This window comes from Leisingera daeponensis DSM 23529 (assembly GCF_000473145.1).
Classification (GTDB): domain Bacteria; phylum Pseudomonadota; class Alphaproteobacteria; order Rhodobacterales; family Rhodobacteraceae; genus Leisingera; species Leisingera daeponensis.
Window position 1 is genome coordinate 1269196 of the sequence record NZ_KI421500.1, and the last position, 15711, is coordinate 1284906.

Genomic DNA, 15711 nt, shown 5'->3' on the forward strand with positions numbered 1-15711 from the left:
GAGTCAATAGGACCCGTTGTGCGTGATCCACCTGGGGTTTCTTCACGGCATCGAACCGGCAGATCAGGCAGGCTGGCGCCTTTTCGGCGCAAAATTGAATTATGGTCACCCAACCTGCACGCAGTCTATTGAAATTCAGTGGAAAAACCGGGGCATCTGGCGACCAACTGTCCGGATTCTAGCCTGTTTTTCTGATGCCTAGGCGGGACGGACTTACAACATGATTTACAACACGGAATACAACACGTCCCTAGAAAATTGAAAAATCACAGCCTTTTCAAACTGTCTGTCCAGTCCATCATAGGGGCCGCGGACAATCTAGCGTGTTGATTTGTCTGCATTTTTTGTGTATCTTCAAACTGTTGGCGGTGGATACTGCTACGCTGGAATACGCCCCAATATCCCCGAATTTGCCCCTCTACGACGACTCATTGCACACACAGCGCACACGAAAATGGCCTCCATCACCAAGCTCCCCTCCGGTGCATACCGGGTCCAGATCAGACGAAAGGGCCGCTACGCGAGCGAGACGTTCCTCCGCCGCGACGACACCCACCGTTGGGCCCGCCAGGCGGAGCCCCGGGTCGATCAGGGGCTGGCGCCTACAAGCGCGTCCGTTTCCCGCCTCCAGACCTTTGGCCACCTCATCGACCTTCATATAACCGATATGTGCGAGGTAGGGAAACCGCCGCGTCGCAGCAAGGCCGCAACGCTCAAGCGCGATCTCGGCAAGGAGAAGATCGGGCACCTCGACCGGCAAAAGCTGATCGACTACGGCAAGATGCGCGCCGAGCAAGGCGCGGGTCCGGTGACTCTGGGGATCGATATCGGGGTGATCAAGATGATCATCACCCACGCGGCAGCCGTTCACGGCCTCCACATTTCTCCGGAACCCGTTGATCTGGCGCGCGTCGCGCTCAAGCGTCTCGGGCTGATCGGCAAGGGCACAGAGCGGGATCGTCGCCCCACCACGGATGAGTTGAACCGCCTCTTCCGTTGCTTCGATGACAACGAACGCCTGACCCTGCCGATGGCACGGATCGTGAAGTTCGCGGTCGCGGAATGTCGAGATCAGCTGTTAGAGTCAAAAGAATGTTCAGTGCCGCCGTTCGTCCCGAGCGCACGATATCCGAACGTCCGGGCATAGTCCGCAGGATCGACGCCCACTTGTCGCCGGAACGCGCGTCGCATTCTCTGGTAGTCTCGGAAACCCGCCTCTGCAGCCACGCGCTTGAGAGGCAGACTGTCCGCAAGCAGTCCGCGAGCGTGGTCCACGCGAACCCGCTCGACGAAGCGAGCTGGCGTGGTGTCCATTGAGGCACTGAACCGCCGGGCAAGGGTGCGTGAGTTCATACCCGCAGCGTCCGCCAGCCGCTCCATGGTCCAGTCTCGGCAAGGGTCGGAGATCACGGTCTCGATCAGTCTGGCCAGTGCATCTTCCGGCTGGAACTGTCCTGCAAGATGCATGGCATATTGGCTTTGTCCGCCTGTCCGGCGGAGCTGGACCACGAGTTCCCGCGCCACGGCGAGCGCCGAGGCGTTGCCGCAATCGGCGCGGATGATGGACAAGGCCAGGTCGATGCCCGTCGTCACACCTGCCGACGTGTAAATGCCCGCTCCGGCGGTACAGATCCGGTCAAGATCCCATTGGACGTCAGGATGGCGTTCCGTATCGGGCTTGCGCGACCAATGCGTTGTCGCCGTTTGTCCATCCAATACACCGGCAGCCGCCAGGATCAGGGCTCCGGAGCATATCGAAATCAGGCGCGCGTTCTCAGTCTTGGCGGCCCAGGACCGGACCGTCGCCAACACTGTCGCGTCTCTTGCGACCAGGTCGACGCCCAAGCCCCCGGGAATAAGGAGGTCGCTCGATTTCGAGGCCGCTGAGAGCGCATCCTCCGGCTGCAGGGTCAGACCGCAGCTCGCCGCCACGGGGCGGCCATCGGGTGACACATAGCGGTGGCGATAGACCCGCTCACCGCGGAAGCGTGCAGTGTCGAAGGCCTGCACCGGCCCTGCGACGTCAAGCAGATTGATGCCGTCGAAGATCAGAACATCGATTGTTCTTGCATTCGGCCTCTTGTCCAAAATTGATACCTTTTTGACATATCGGACAACAATTAATGGCGGCTACAACGACGCTATGTCAACAGGACAAGTGTGAACACTCATGGACGACGCGCGGGTCACAACAGGGGCGAGTGCCTATCTCGGACTGCTCACAGCCAGCACGATTCTGTCATCGGCGATGCCTATGCTCATCATCCTGGGCGGGCTGGCCGGGCTGTTCCTGTCGCCAAGTCCCGCGCTGACGACATTTCCTGCATCCGTGCAGGTCTTTGCGGGTCTGGTGGCGGCGGGCCCGTTCTCGATCTTCATGGGGCGGGCCGGACGCCGCGCAGGGTTTTGCGCAGGAGGTCTGCTGGCGGCGGCGGGCGGGATTGCCTGCGCCTGGGCCCTCGCGGAAGACAGCTTTGCCGCGCTCTGCGCAGGACATGCGGCCCTCGGCGCGGCGCTCGCCTGCTTCCAGTATTTCCGCTTCGCCGCAGCGGAGGTTGTTCCCCCCGCCTGGAGCCCCGTCGCGATCTCGCTCATGCTGACCTCGGGGTTGGTTGCGGCCTTTGTGGGACCGCAGCTGTTCATCTGGACCAAGGACGCCCTCGCGCCGATCCCTCTCGCGGGGGCATACCTCGCGATCTGTGGCATTAGCTTGGCCGGATTGCTGCCGCTGGCCTTCGTTCGTCCATCGCGGCCTATCGCGCCTGCGCGAGGCAGATCGAGCCTCCAGGCCCTCGCACTCCTTCGACAGCCGGGAATCGCGATCGCCATCGCGATGGGAGCTGTCTCGCAAGGTGTCATGGTCTTCATGATGGCGCCCACGCCGCTTGCGATGATCGGGTGTGGGTTTTCCGAAGCCACGGCAGGCGACGTGATCCGCTGGCACGTCGTTGCGATGTTTGCTCCGAGCTTCCTGACCGGCTTCGTGATCAAGCGGATCGGGGCGACGGCCGTCGTGGCCTCGGGTTTGATCCTGCTCGCCATCGCCGCGCTCGTGGCAGCCGCAGGCCTCAGCGGACCGCATTTCTACGTCTCGCTGATCGTCCTGGGCACAGGTTGGAACTTCGGCTTCATCGGTGCCACCGCCATGCTGGCCGAACGGGTGGAATCTGGTGACCGGGCGCTGGTCCAGGGCGCGAACGACACGATCGTCGCGCTCGCCGCCACGATCTGCACACTTGCCGCGGGGGCCATCGTGACCGGACCCGGCTGGACCTTTCTTGCCATGGCGTCGTTTCCGGTCATCGCGGTTGCAGCCCTGGCACTGCTTTCCATCCGCTCATCTGCGCACGCAGCAGGTTGAGCTAGGGGGACATATGCCTATGGATTGGGGACTGGAGCGAACTGGCCCCTGGTTGGGGCATATCGACATGGTTGGTTTATTGACAAAAGTATCGCCGAAGCCCGGCCCGTGTTCGGAGAACGGATCATCGGATGCGTTCGTGAAACAGACGATACCGAGCTGAAACAGCCTGCGGCAGGCATTGTTCTCTGCCGTCGCGTCGGCTGGACCGGAAGTGTTCCTTCGGTTTTCAAGCTATCCCAGATGCAATCCCTTTCTTTCGTGCGGTTCATTTCATGACGGAGCTATAAGTCCCGTCGCAGATTTCAGTCAGCGCGGTCGCGATGGCAGCCAACGTGCGCTGAACATCCGCTTGGGTCGTCGCCCACGACGAAACCGAGATGCGAAACCCCTCGCGCCCCTGCCATGCCGTCGGTCCGAACCAGGCCTCTCCGGATTGCTGCACACGGATCGCCAGCGCGGCCATCCGGTTTTCGTGTCCTGGCAAGGTGGCGACGACCTGATTGAGGCAAACGTCGTTTAGGACTTCAACCCCCTGGGCTTCCAGACCGTCGGCAAACGCCCTCGAATGCGCGCAACACTCCTCAGCCAACGCAGCAATGCCCTCACCGCCAAGAGAGTGCAGCGCCGCCCAGAGTTCGATCCCCCGCGCCGCCCGCGAAAACTCCGGAACCATGTCTTTGGGCAAGGCAGCACCCCCCGTTTCGAGATACGGAGCCTCGGTCGCCATGGCCGCATGCACGGCGGTCGGATGTCGGCAGATTGCAAGCCCGCAATCGTAATTCGTGTTCAGCCATTAATGGCCGTCGACCACCCAGCTGTCTGCTGCTTCGTAGCCTTCGAGCAGATGTCGCCTGGACCGGGAGGCCGCTGCCCAGAGGCCAAAGACTCCGTCCACATGAACCCAGGCACCTGAGGTCTGCGCCCGGGCGCAGATTGCGGCGATCGGATCGAAACTCCCCGAATTCACATTCCCGGCCTGCGCGACGACGATGGTCCGCGGATCGAGATCCGGCAGGCATTCGAGCCTCAGCGCACCCTGCCTGTCGCATGGCACACGCTCGATCAGGTCGGTGCTCACACCGTGCAAAGCCTTTCGGCGAGATCGTGAAATGCTCGCCAATCCTCCAACACGTGCCGGGCGTAGTCCTTGACCGTCGCCAGGTGTTGATCCGGCGACGAGAGATCGACGGCCAGGATCGATTGGCCCGGAGTCGGCCATGGTTGCCCAAGTGAATTGAAATCAAACTCCGAAAGCGCCCTGCGCAGGGCGATGACCCTTGCCTCCGTTTGGCCGAGACACAGCTGGGCATAGAGCGCGGCGAGATGCACATGCGCCGAGCGGAGGCTGCGCCGGTCGTCGCCCCGGCTGTGCTGGAGGACGTAGGAATCGGTCAGGAGCTGATGCGCGGGCCAGAAGCGGTGATCGGAGTAGTGCAGCGCGAGGGCCTGTCCGAACCGCGCCCAACAGCCCTTAGAAACGGTGAGGGTATCATGGACCGGTCCGTCGATATCAGGAAAGCGACCAGCGCATCCCTCGCAGACACTTGTTCGCTCCGTGTCTGCACGCCTCCTGCTATAGCGGGACCTGCGCCATGGCCGGGGGAAAACCCCATCCTCGGGGCACTGGCTGGACGGCTGGGGGCTCCGTGGAAACGGTGTGTAGAACGCCTTCATCAGATATCCCGCCGCATACGATAACCAGGCACGACGGCTCGGTCTCCCGACCCGACCATGACCTGCTCCTCGGTGCGCCACCCGGCCGCGCGGTAGAGCCGTTCGCCCGCCACGGTGGCCAGGAGCTGTGCGCGCCGGAACCCGGAAAGACGCGCGGCGGCGAGCGCCGTGGACAGGACAAGAGAGCCCAGGCCTTTGCGGGCGAAGTCGGGGTTCGTGTACATCGCGCGAATGCCTGCAGCGTCGGTTTCCGGGTCCAGCAACGCGGCGTCGCCCGTGCCCTGCCCGGTCGGACTGAACAATGCCGCGCGACGTGACCAGCCACCGCTGGCCGCGATCCAGCCGCCCACGGTCGCGACGTAGTAGGTGCCGTCTTCGATCAGGACCGGATCGAAGGGCGTGATCCGTCTCATCTCCGTGCGTTGTTCGGGCGTCATCAGTGGATCGAGAAGCGCCGAAATCGACCGCTCCTTCATGTCTTCAAGGGCAGGACGGTCGGCCAGGGTGGCGCGCCGGATTTCGATGACTGGTGTGTCGAGAATTGCTGATTGGTATGTCATGTCACGTTTTCCTTGCAGCGCCCCGCCGATAGGCTCGACGGGGCGCGTGGCGGTCGGCCTACCAGACGCGCCGGGTCTCGAAGGCCGCGCCCGTGATTTCGATTTCGCGGAAGGTGCCCGAAGCGTTGCCGCCCGCGTCGAATTCGACGTTGGACACGCCGACATAGTCGATGTCCCCGCCTTCCGAGAGAATGCGGAGGCCTTCGGCCAGGTCCCCGACGCCGATGGGCGTGCCGGGCGCGTTGGCGACGTGATCCATGTGCGCGGCGATCGCGCCCCGCTCGGCAGAGCCCGCCGCCTGGATCGCCAGCGCGATCAGCGCCGCCGCGTCGTAGCTTTCGCCCCGGAACGGACCGATGCCAGTGATCCGCGCCTCCGCCGCAAGCGCATCGAAGATCGCAGCGGCATCGCTGTCCGAGCCTGGAACGGACCCGAACGATCCTTCCAGTTGATCGCCCAGATCGGCCAGAAGCGTGTCACCGATCATCCCGTCGGGCAGGATGAACCGTTCGAACGCTCCAAGATCGAGTGCCGTCTGGATGATCTGGCGACCGCCCTGGTCCACATAGCCGATCACCAGCAGGTCCGATGCGCCGGAGGCCGCGAGGGTCGAGACTTCGGCAGTATAGTCGCCGCGTCCGTCTTCATGTGCGGCAGACACGGTCACGCGTCCCCCGAGCGCCTCGAAGGCCCGCGTGAAGGCATCGGCCAGGCCCTGACCGTAGTCGTTGTTTGTGTAGGTCACGGCAACTTCGTCGATGCCGCGCGCGATGGTCAGTTCGGCCAGAACCTCGCCCTGACGGGCGTCGGAGGGTGCGGTGCGGAAGAACAGGCCCCGATCCTCGATGTCGCTGAGGCCCGGGCTCGTGGCCGAGGGCGACACGGCCAGCATCCCGTTGGGCACGGCCACGTTCATGGCTACAGCCGCGGTCGCCCCAGAGCAGGCGGCACCAAGGATGGCCGCGACGCCGTCCCCGATCAGCCGTTCCGCGGCCGCCACGGCGGCGGAAGCATCGGCGCAGGTGCTGTCGCCGCGAACGGCCTCGATCCGGCGACCGCCCAGGAACAGGCCCGACGCGTTGACTTCATCGAAGGCAAGCTCGGCGGAGGCCGCCATGTCAGGCGTCAGCGACTCGACCGGACCGGTGAATCCCATCAGGACACCGATCTTCACGGCTCCGCCATGGCTGTCCGCGATGGCAGCCCCCGACGCAAGCGTCAGTGCCGCGGTGGTTGCAAGCAATTGTTTCAGCATTTCGTTTCCTTTTCACGTTATTTGTCGGCCAGGATGGCCAGGATGGCCGCTCGATGCTCTCGCGCGGGATTTTCGGGTGGGTGCGCCTCGTGCTTGGGCGTGTCTGCAAGAGGCGCGAGAAACCACGCCCGCCAGAGGATCATGAGGTTCTGCATGTTCGGGCTCCGGCGTCAGTTCGCGACGATCCGGCCCCGCATCGACGGGTGGTCTTCGCAGACGTAGTCGATGGCGCCGGTTCGGAAGATGGTGATGCTCACCGACGAGGCGGGTTCGATTCGGCCCGTGTCGAAGGCCGCCGCACCTTCCCGTCCGGCATCGAGGCCTCGGACAATCGCGGATGCCGTGTGGGGCACGCGTGCAGTACTGACGAAGGTCACTGTATCACCCACCGCGACCTCCAGAAGGGCGGGCTCAAAGGCCATGCCCCGGATGGTCACGCGATGCTCTTCGGCAAGAACCGGCAGGGCCGCGCTTGTGGCGACCGCAAGCCCGGCAATGATACGCTTCATAATAGTTACTCCTTGGTGGGTTGAGCTTGCGGCACGCCGCGAGAACGGAATAAACCCAGTCGGGACAGCGAAGCTTGGCAGAGCGCTGAGTAAAATCTGAACAATGTGTCGGTGTTTCTGATATTTTCGGGGTCGAAGAGGATATCGGCCGTGGTGGGCTTCGAAGACGCGCGATGATCTACGGGTTTGAACAGTTCACGATCGACACGGACCGGTTCCAGTTGTCCGGTCCCGACGGGCTGGTCGAGGCCGAGCCGCAGGCGCTGGAGTTCCTGATTCACATGATCCGAAATCGCGGGCAGCTTGTGACCAAGGACATGCTGCACGAAACCTTCTGGCCCGACCGGGTCGTGTCCGACGCGGCCCTCTCGACGCTGGTGCGAAATGCCAGGCGCCTGGTCGGGGACTCGGGCGAAGAACAGCGCATCATAGCGACGCGCTATGGCCGCGGGTTCGTCTTTCGCGCCGAGGTCGAGGAACGCAAAGGATCCGAAGTCGTCGGCGAGGTCATGCAGGATGCCGAGGCTTCGGCAAGACCGCGTGTCGAAGGCGCGCCCGCGATTGTCGTCCTGCCCTTCGAGATCGTGGGCGAAACCGGCGATGCGCACGGCCTGGGCGAAGGCGTGACCGAAGAGGTCATGGCGGCCCTCGCCCGGACCCGGTGGTTCCCTCTGGTCGCCCGGAACCGCGTGCGCACGTTCCTCGAACTGCCGCCCGAGACGCGCCATCCCTTCCGGGAACTGGGCGCCACCTATCTTGTGGAAGGCGGCGTCTTCCGCGACGGCGATGACATCCGCCTGCACCTGCAACTGACCGACACCGAGCCCGCGCTGCACATCCACGTCTCGCGCCACGATCTGTCATACAAGGGCCTTTTTCGCCTTCTCGACGAGGTCTCCACCATCGTGACGGCTACGATCCAGCCCGAACTCCTGGAAGCCGAACGCGCCAAGGCCGAACGCGTCGCGCCCGAGAGCCGGAACGCGTGGCAGGAATTCGTCCTGGGACAGCACCTGATCGCCGCCCCCGACAGCGACGCTAACGCGGCAGCGCGATCGCATTTCCGTCGCGCCCTGGCGCTCGAGCCGGGGTCGGGAAGGATCCATGCAGGTCTCGCGATGACGCATCTGTGGGATTACAAATATGACTGGTCGGAGAGTGCGGAGCTGTCCCTGGCGTCCGCCGCCCGCGACGCGGAGAGGGCCCTGACCCTTGCACCCGACGACAGCTGGGCCTGGTCGATCCTTGCGATCTGCGAGCTTTCCCTGCGCCGTTTCGATGCTGCTGTCGCGAGCGCGGGGAAGGCAATCGACGTCGATCCGGCCTCGGCCATGGCTTATGGCTGCCAGTCCTGGGTCCTTGCTTATTCCGGCCGCTACGAGGAGGCACTGACCGCTTTCGACAGGGCGATGCAGCTCAGCCCCAATGACCGGCGGCGCGGATTGTGGCTGACGGGCAAGGGCATCTCGCAATTCGGCCTCGGCGACTTCGAAGGTGCGCTCGACTCCGCCCGCGCCCTTATCGCGCTCAGCCCCAACCACCCGTCCGGCCACCGCATGAAATGTGCGTCTCTCGCGAGCCTGGGCCGGCTGGTCGAAGCCCGGCGCGCCTCCGCGACACTCATGAGCCTTCTGCCGCATCACGACGTTGCCGCCGCTGTCGCGCGCCAGCCATTCAAGACCGATCTGGGCCGCGCCTACGCGGATGCGCTCAAAAAGGCGGGCTTGCGAAGCGGAAAGCCCGAAAGAGGCCCCGCCGCCCCACCTGAGGTCTACGATCCCTATCCGGTGCGCTACGCCACGGCACCCGATGGGGTCCGCATCGCCTGGTCTCGCATCGGGTCCGGGCCGCCCCTGATCGCATCGGTCAGCTGGATCGGGCACCTGGGACGCGGGCACGCCAATCCTCTCAGCAATCGCATCGTGCAAGCGCTGGCCGAGCGTTTCACGCTGATCCAGTTCGACCATCGCGGCATGGGCCTGTCGGAGCGCGAGATCGACGGCACGACCCTGCGCGATCTCGCCCGCGATATCGAGACGGTCGCGAAAGCAGCCGAGCTGGACCGTTTTGCGCTCTTCGCCATGGCACATGGCTGCGCAGTGGCGCTCGACTACATGGAGCACAACCCGGACCGCGTCAGCCGGCTTGCACTATATGGTGCAACATCGACCGGCTGGCGCCACCCGGAATGGGGCGAGACGACCGAGCGGACCGAGGCCATCATGGCCATCGCGCGGCTTGGATGGGACGCCGAAGAGCCGATTTTCCGGAAACTCACACTGGACGCCGTCCTGCCGGACAAGACCGGCATCGACACCAGCTGGCTCTATGAACATCTGCGCGACACCATCCGGGCGGATGTTTCGGTGCGGATCATCGAATCCATTGCGGACTTCGATTTTCGCGCGTTCCTCCCCCGGATCGACATACCGACTTTGGTATTGCATTCCTCCGGGGATCGAGCCGTGCCATCGGACCACGGAAAGGCGGTGGCACAAGCCATCCCCGCGGCGCGGTTTCTCGAGGTACCGTCCAGCAACCATATTCTCACGCAGACCGAACCGCATTGGCGTGAAACGCTCGATAAGGTGATGGATTTCCTCGACGGCACCTGAGCCAGAGCGCTTGTTGGCCGCCGGTCCGATCCGGTTTTCTAAGAGTGCGCGCTGTGGCACGACGGTCAATAAGTGCCTATCCGCTCCTTCTGAGGGAAAACCCGAAGCTCCTCAGGAGTTCGACAAGACCTGCAGGATTGCGGGCGTTAACCCGGGCGCATCCGATACTCAGCCGCCTGTCCCTCTCTCAACCCGGAAAAGGGAGACGGTCAGCCCGGCGACCCGCCATGGCCCTCTACCGATTACTCTTGCAGATCGCGCTTCCCGGCGTGTTGCTGCTCTGGCATGCTGCTGCACCGGCGCGGAACCGCGCGCTCGACCGGCTAGGTGCCATGGCGACAGCCCTTATTCTCTTGTGCGTCGCACTCGTGACGCATTGGGTCTTACCTGACGGCGAACCGAAATGCCTGCGACGCAGTGCGAAATCATGAGATCGAAACATGGACATGTACTGCACAGGGCATGGCGCAAAACGCCGAAATCATTTACATTTCGCTACAATCCATCATAGGCGCAGAAGATAAGCGCGCTGCCTCGGTGGCTGCGTTCAAGGGCATTCAGCGATCTCCTCGGGCGCGCCAGAACCTAGGACGGACCCGTGTTGCACACCATACGCACACGATGCGTAACGCGCCACCCTACCCCGTGCAAAGACAGGCCATCGGCGGTTCTTATGCGGGTTTGAAAGGATGTTCTTAGCGGTGCATTTAGCGGACCCGGCCGATCCTCCGCTACGCAAGTTCCCGCTGTTCCATTGGTTTGGCCAGAAACAGGACTGAAAGATTGATCCAGAACATTTCAGAAGGATCGGAAAAGGGAGAGACTGCGTCATCGTGAGATCCCCCATGCCGTGAGGTGGCTCGAATGACCACAGCATCAGATCTTCCAAACAGACGTCTCCCCACAACTTCAGTCTTTGTATTCTTCGTTCTGACCTTCGCCATCACCTGGGGTGTGATCGGCAGCTACATCTTCTGGCCCGACGCCATGAGTGCCCAGTTCGGTGCGATCAGCGGGTCTCATCCGTTCTACTTTCTCGCCACCTGGGCTCCGGCCATCGCGGGCTTCTCGGTGGTGCTGCTCTACGGCGGCATCTCCGGGCTGAAGCGGTTCCTGTCGCGGCTCCTTTTGTGGCGCTGCCCGACCCCGTGGTGGATGTTCATCCTGGTCGGCATTCCGCTTGTCTTCATGGCCGGTTCGCTAATCAAGGGCGGTCCGCTCATGGCGCAAATCCCGCCCGAGGGCGCGGGCGCCATGGTCGGCCTCATGGTCATGATGCTGTTTCTGGGGCCTGTCGAAGAGTTTGGCTGGCGCGGCGTCGCGCAGCCCTTGCTGCAACGCTACATGGCCCCCTTGTGGGCCGGGGCGCTGATCGGCACGGCCTGGGGCGTCTGGCACCTGCCCGCCTTCTATCTTGCGGGCGTGGTTTACGAGAACTGGAGCTTCCTGCCCTTCCTGATCGGGAACATCATTCTGGCGGTTCTCGTGACGCCGATTTTCAACGCAACGCGCGGGAGCCTTCTGCTGCCAATGCTTTTCCACTGGCAGCTCATCAACCCCTTCTGGCCGGATGCGCAGCCGTGGGACAGCTGGATCCTCATCGTTGTGGCGGCAGTCATCGTCTGGTGGAAGCGCAACGAGATGTTCTCGCGCGATGGCGCTGTGACGGAAGTGATCCCAGGGGAGCTTCGGCCATGATGCGCGGTGCCGTTTCCGTCGTCGCCGCCGCGGCCCTTGCGGTGGCGCCCCCTGTTGCCGCCGATCCGCTCCAGACCCGTCTGCATGACCTGCTGGCCGGGTTTCACGGTGACCACGGCTTCCCCGGCGCAACTGCAGCGATTGCGCTGTCGGATGGCACCGTAGTGACGGCAGCCGTCGGTCTTGCGGATCGCGAGGCAGGTGCGCCGATGACTCCGGACACACCAATGCTGGCGGCGAGCATCGGCAAGACCTTCGTGGCGATGACCGTGCTGATGCTTGAGGATGAGGGACTGCTTTCGGCGACCGATACCGTTGCGCGGCATCTTGGCGACCGCGACTGGTTCGGGCGCCTTCCGAACCATGCCACGATTACGGTGCGCGACCTCTTGCGCCACGGATCGGGCTTGCCCGACCACGTTCACCTCGAGACCTTCCAGACCGAGATGGGCGCGCGCATGGCAGGTGGCGGCGCGGCAATCGGACCGGAGGAGGCCTTAGCCTTCGTCCAGGATGCCGAGCCGCTGTTTCCGGCCGGATCAGGCTGGGCCTACACGGATACGGGGTACCTGCTCCTCGGCCTCGTTATCGAGGACGTCAGCGGGCGCAGCTTTTATGACCTCGTGGACACGCGGTTTCTGGATCCGCTGGGGCTTGACGACACCGCGCCGTCTGATCGGCCCGACCTGCCAGGCCTCGCCGTGGGCTACGTGGCCGAGGACAACCCCTTCGGGTTGCCGCCGCGAACGGCGGATGTCTCGGGTCGTCTGCTTTGGGACCCCGCCATGGAATGGACCGGCGGCGGGTTTCTCTCCACCTCCCGCGATCTCGCCGCCTGGGGCCATGCGCTGTTCGCGGGTGCGGCGATAGAGGCGCCCTATCTCGACCGGCTGCTCGACGGCATCCCAGTCTCCCCCGACGCGCCGGGCATCCTCTATGGCGCCGGCGTCGCGATCTATGCCGATACGCCACGCGGTCCCGTCTACGGGCATGGCGGCTGGATCCCTGGCTATGTCTCCAGCCTGCGGCACTACGCCGATCACGGGGTGACGGTCGCCTTCCAGATCAACAGCGATGTGGGGATTGCGGACGACAGCACCGATCTGGTGCCCGCGCTGGAAGCGGCGCTGGCCGCTCTTGCAATTGGGAATGCCGGTCAATGAAACCTGAAGGTCCCCACTCTTTGTCGGAGGATATTTGACATGGCACGCATTTCACGACGGACAGTTGTCGGCGCGGGCGCTTCAGTCGCCGCGCTTGCAGCGGCGGGCTATGGCCTCTGGCCCCGCATGGACGGGTATCGCGAGGAGGTCGAGCGGCAGCGGCGGCTTCTTGGCGACGATGCCGACCTGCGGGACCTAGTTCGCATGGCGACACTGGCGGCGAACGGGCACAACACCCAGCCGTGGACGTTCCGGCTTGCCGAAGACGTCGTGACGATCCTTCCCGACTTCACCCGCCGCACCGAAGTCGTCGATCCGGACGACCACCACCTCTTTGTCAGCCTGGGATGCGCGGCGGAGAATCTCGTGATCGCCGCGGCCGCGCAGGGCCGCGCGGCCGATGTCGATATCTGGGTGGGCGCGGAAGCGCAGATCGACATCGCCCTGTCTCCTTCGACAGCCGTGCAGGGCCCGCTCTACGAAGCGATACCCTTCAGGCAATCCACGCGGTCAGTCTACGACGGGCAGCCGGTCTCGACCGAGGATCTGCAGCTGCTCGAGGCGGCGGCGCGCGAAGATGGCGTCAACCTGATGCTCTTTACCGAACGTGCAGATCTCGACGCGATCCTCGATTTCGTCATCGCAGGCAACACCGCCCAGATGGACGACCCCGCCTTCGTGCAGGAATTGCAGGACTGGCTCCGCTTCAGCCCCTCCCGCGCTGTCGAGATGGGCGACGGGCTTTTCTCAGCCTGCTCGGGCAACCCTGTGGCCCCGGATTTCATCGGCTCTCGGCTTTTCCGGTCCTTCTTCACCAAGGATGCCGAGAACGAGAAGTACCGCGCCCACATCAACACCTCCGCCGGGATCGCCGTCTTCGTCGCAGACCGCGACGACCCGGAACACTGGATCATGGTCGGCCGCAGCTTCGAGCGCTTCTCGCTTCAGGCGACCGCACTCGGCATCCGAAATGCGCACCTCAACATGCCGGTCGAGGTTCTGTCGGTGCGCCCCGACTTCGCCAGCTGGCTGGGCTTGCCCGGCATGCGCCCCAACCTCGTGATCCGCTTCGGGCGCGCCCCGGCGCTGCCGATGTCGCTGAGGCGCCCGGTCGAGGCGGTTCTGGTGTGATGCGCCGCCGCACGTTCCTCTTGGCCGCGGGCGTGGCCGCTGCCATGGGATTCGGGGCTTGGCTGGCGACGCGGCGCCCTCCGCCTGATCTGATCGCCTCGACCTGTACCGGAGACCCTTCGATGGAACGCATGATCCTCGTCGCCTATGCCACCCGCACCGGCTCCACCGCCGAGGTCGCCGAGGCGATTGGCATGCGTCTTTGCGCGGCCGGGATGGACGCCGATGCTCTGCCGGTTGCCGATGTCCGGGATGTCGAAGCCTACGCAGCGGTCGTACTGGGAAGCGCTGTCCGATACGCTGCGTGGCTGCCCGAGATGCATGATTTCCTGGCCGCGCACCGCGCGCGCCTGGCGGAACGGCCCGTCGCGTTCTTCACGATGCACATGCTGGCACTTGGGGACACGCCCGAGGCTATCGCCGAGCGCGCGAAATACACCGCGAAGGCTAGGGAGATAGTGCAGCCGGTGGAGGAGGTCTTCTTCGAGGGCAAGATCGACCCGGCGCGGCTTTCCCTTTTCGACCAGCTCGCCATCCGGCTCGTGAAATCCCCCGTCGGGGATCGCCGCGACTGGGACCGGATCAACGCCTGGGCCGTCGACCTCGTGCCGCGACTGGCCTGAGGTGTCACGATGACGACCCGGCGCAGCGTACCTCTGGGCTTGTCGGGGGTGGCGCTTGCCGCAGCGGGGTTTACCGCGGGCGCGTTTCGAGAGGCGCGGAGGCAGGCCGGGTCGCGCCTCTTCGGGCAGGCAAGCGTGATCGACAGCAGTGCCGGGGCGCTTGAATGCGCCGTCGCCGGGAACGGGCCGCCGCTGATGATGATCCACGGCACCGGCGGCGGTTTCGATCGGGGGCTCTTGTTCGCGGCAAAGCTGCGCGAACGCGGGTTCCGGATCATCGCACCCTCACGCTTCGGCTATCTCGGCAGCGCCTTTCCCGACGATGCCTCGCCCATGCATCAGGCCGATGTGCTGGTCGAATTGCTCGACCATCTCGGGATCGAGCGCCTCCCCGTGCTGGGCGGCTCGGCGGGCGCGCTGTCGGCGGCAGAATTCGCATTGCGCCATCCCGACCGGTGTTCGCATCTGGGCCTCCTGGTCCCGGCGGCCAATTTGATGAACCGCGACCCGGTGGAGTTCACTACAATGCAACGGCTGGCCGTAGGCGCGGTACTCGGCTCCGATTTCGCGTTCTGGGCGCTGTCGCGTATGGCGCCGGGGCAGATGATCCGGACGCTTCTGGCCACCGATCCCGCGCTGCTGGACAGCGTTTCAGCCGACGAGCGCCAACGCGCCCATGTCATTCTGGACCAGATATTCCCCATCAGCCGGAAGATCGACGGGCTCAGAACCGACGGGTTTTGGGCCAGCACGCCGTCGCCCACGGCGTATGACCGGATCAGCGTGCCGACGATCATCCTGTCCTGTGAGGACGACGTTTTCGGCACCGCCGCGACCGCGCGCCGCTTGGCCGAACGGACGCCGGGCGCGGCGCTGACGGTCTTTCCAACCGGCGGGCATATCTGGTTGGGGCATGACGACGACATGGCCGATTTGATTGCGTCGTTCATCCGTCAGACCGTTCAAGACAATTGAACTGCACAGGAGACGAGATGCCATTCACACAAATATCCCTGACTGAGCTCGGCGACCCGAAGACAATGGCGGTGGCCGACGTCGATTCCCTGCAAAAACAGACTGGGATCACGGCAAACTGGTGAGGAGGGTGTCAGACAGATG

16 protein-coding genes are annotated in these 15711 nt (G+C 64.2%); 8 read left to right on the plus strand and 8 right to left on the minus strand.

Features of this window, described 5'->3' with window-relative positions; genetic code table 11:
- Positions 1-454 precede the first annotated feature (454 nt).
- The gene (locus DAEP_RS24350) at positions 455-1147 is read left to right on the plus strand and encodes a hypothetical protein (RefSeq protein WP_027244087.1); all 693 of its coding nucleotides are present in this window, start codon (positions 455-457) and stop codon (positions 1145-1147) included.
- Here DAEP_RS24350 and DAEP_RS22470 read toward each other — a convergent pair.
- Complete coding sequence (locus DAEP_RS22470) at positions 1072-2088, minus strand: GlxA family transcriptional regulator (protein ID WP_051337325.1); 1017 nt, start codon at positions 2086-2088, stop codon at positions 1072-1074. The two genes, DAEP_RS24350 and DAEP_RS22470, sit on opposite strands and share 76 nt — an antisense overlap.
- Before the next feature lie 82 nt (positions 2089-2170).
- Between DAEP_RS22470 and DAEP_RS0106515 the strand changes: the two genes are divergently transcribed.
- On the plus strand, positions 2171-3361 hold the full coding sequence (locus tag DAEP_RS0106515) for an MFS transporter (protein WP_051337326.1): 1191 nt from the start codon (positions 2171-2173) through the stop codon (positions 3359-3361).
- Positions 3362-3629: 268 nt separating this feature from the next.
- Here the strand turns inward: DAEP_RS0106515 and DAEP_RS24520 are convergent, their stop codons facing one another.
- The 7 genes from DAEP_RS24520 to DAEP_RS0106550 form a co-directional block, all read right to left on the minus strand.
- On the minus strand, positions 3630-4091 hold the full coding sequence (locus tag DAEP_RS24520) for a hypothetical protein (RefSeq protein WP_027244089.1): 462 nt from the start codon (positions 4089-4091) through the stop codon (positions 3630-3632).
- A 66-nt stretch (positions 4092-4157) separates the two neighbouring features.
- Positions 4158-4442 carry a pyridoxal-dependent decarboxylase gene (locus DAEP_RS24525; protein WP_027244090.1) on the minus strand — a complete coding sequence of 95 codons (285 nt, stop codon included), beginning with the start codon at positions 4440-4442 and terminating at the stop codon, positions 4158-4160.
- Complete coding sequence (locus DAEP_RS24140; protein WP_027244091.1) at positions 4439-5038, minus strand: DUF5946 family protein; 600 nt, start codon at positions 5036-5038, stop codon at positions 4439-4441. Before DAEP_RS24140 ends, DAEP_RS24525 begins: the two co-directional genes overlap by 4 nt.
- On the minus strand, positions 5038-5598 hold the full coding sequence (locus DAEP_RS0106535) for a GNAT family N-acetyltransferase (protein WP_036760475.1): 561 nt from the start codon (positions 5596-5598) through the stop codon (positions 5038-5040). Before DAEP_RS0106535 ends, DAEP_RS24140 begins: the two co-directional genes overlap by 1 nt.
- 58 nt (positions 5599-5656) lie before the next feature.
- A complete protein-coding gene (locus DAEP_RS0106540) occupies positions 5657-6853 on the minus strand; it encodes an ABC transporter substrate-binding protein (protein ID WP_027244093.1) in 1197 nt (398 codons plus the stop codon).
- Between the two features lie 17 nt (positions 6854-6870).
- Positions 6871-7008, minus strand: a complete 138-nt coding sequence (locus DAEP_RS23930) for a hypothetical protein (protein ID WP_154665035.1) — start codon at positions 7006-7008, stop codon at positions 6871-6873.
- Positions 7009-7023: 15 nt separating this feature from the next.
- Positions 7024-7362: a plastocyanin/azurin family copper-binding protein gene (locus DAEP_RS0106550; RefSeq protein ID WP_036760485.1), complete on the minus strand. Its 339-nt coding sequence runs from the start codon at positions 7360-7362 to the stop codon at positions 7024-7026.
- A 173-nt stretch (positions 7363-7535) separates the two neighbouring features.
- Here DAEP_RS0106550 and DAEP_RS0106555 point away from each other — a divergent pair, with 173 nt between their 5' ends.
- The 6 genes from DAEP_RS0106555 to DAEP_RS22485 all read left to right on the plus strand — a co-directional run bounded on the left by DAEP_RS0106555 (position 7536) and on the right by DAEP_RS22485 (position 15567).
- Entirely contained in the window at positions 7536-9977 is a 2442-nt protein-coding gene (locus tag DAEP_RS0106555) for an alpha/beta fold hydrolase (RefSeq protein ID WP_027244095.1), read from the plus strand.
- An 864-nt stretch (positions 9978-10841) separates the two neighbouring features.
- Positions 10842-11675: a CPBP family intramembrane glutamic endopeptidase gene (locus DAEP_RS0106565; protein ID WP_027244097.1), complete on the plus strand. Its 834-nt coding sequence runs from the start codon at positions 10842-10844 to the stop codon at positions 11673-11675.
- Entirely contained in the window at positions 11672-12838 is a 1167-nt protein-coding gene (locus DAEP_RS0106570) for a serine hydrolase domain-containing protein (RefSeq protein ID WP_027244098.1), read from the plus strand. Before DAEP_RS0106565 ends, DAEP_RS0106570 begins: the two co-directional genes overlap by 4 nt.
- Before the next feature lie 39 nt (positions 12839-12877).
- Positions 12878-13969: an Acg family FMN-binding oxidoreductase gene (locus DAEP_RS0106575; protein WP_027244099.1), complete on the plus strand. Its 1092-nt coding sequence runs from the start codon at positions 12878-12880 to the stop codon at positions 13967-13969.
- 122 nt (positions 13970-14091) lie between these two features.
- The gene (locus DAEP_RS22480; RefSeq protein WP_036761002.1) at positions 14092-14592 is read left to right on the plus strand and encodes a flavodoxin domain-containing protein; all 501 of its coding nucleotides are present in this window, start codon (positions 14092-14094) and stop codon (positions 14590-14592) included.
- Positions 14593-14601: 9 nt separating this feature from the next.
- Positions 14602-15567 (plus strand): alpha/beta fold hydrolase, encoded by a 966-nt coding sequence (locus DAEP_RS22485; RefSeq protein WP_084204404.1) that lies wholly within the window; start codon positions 14602-14604, stop codon positions 15565-15567.
- Positions 15568-15711 lie beyond the last annotated feature (144 nt).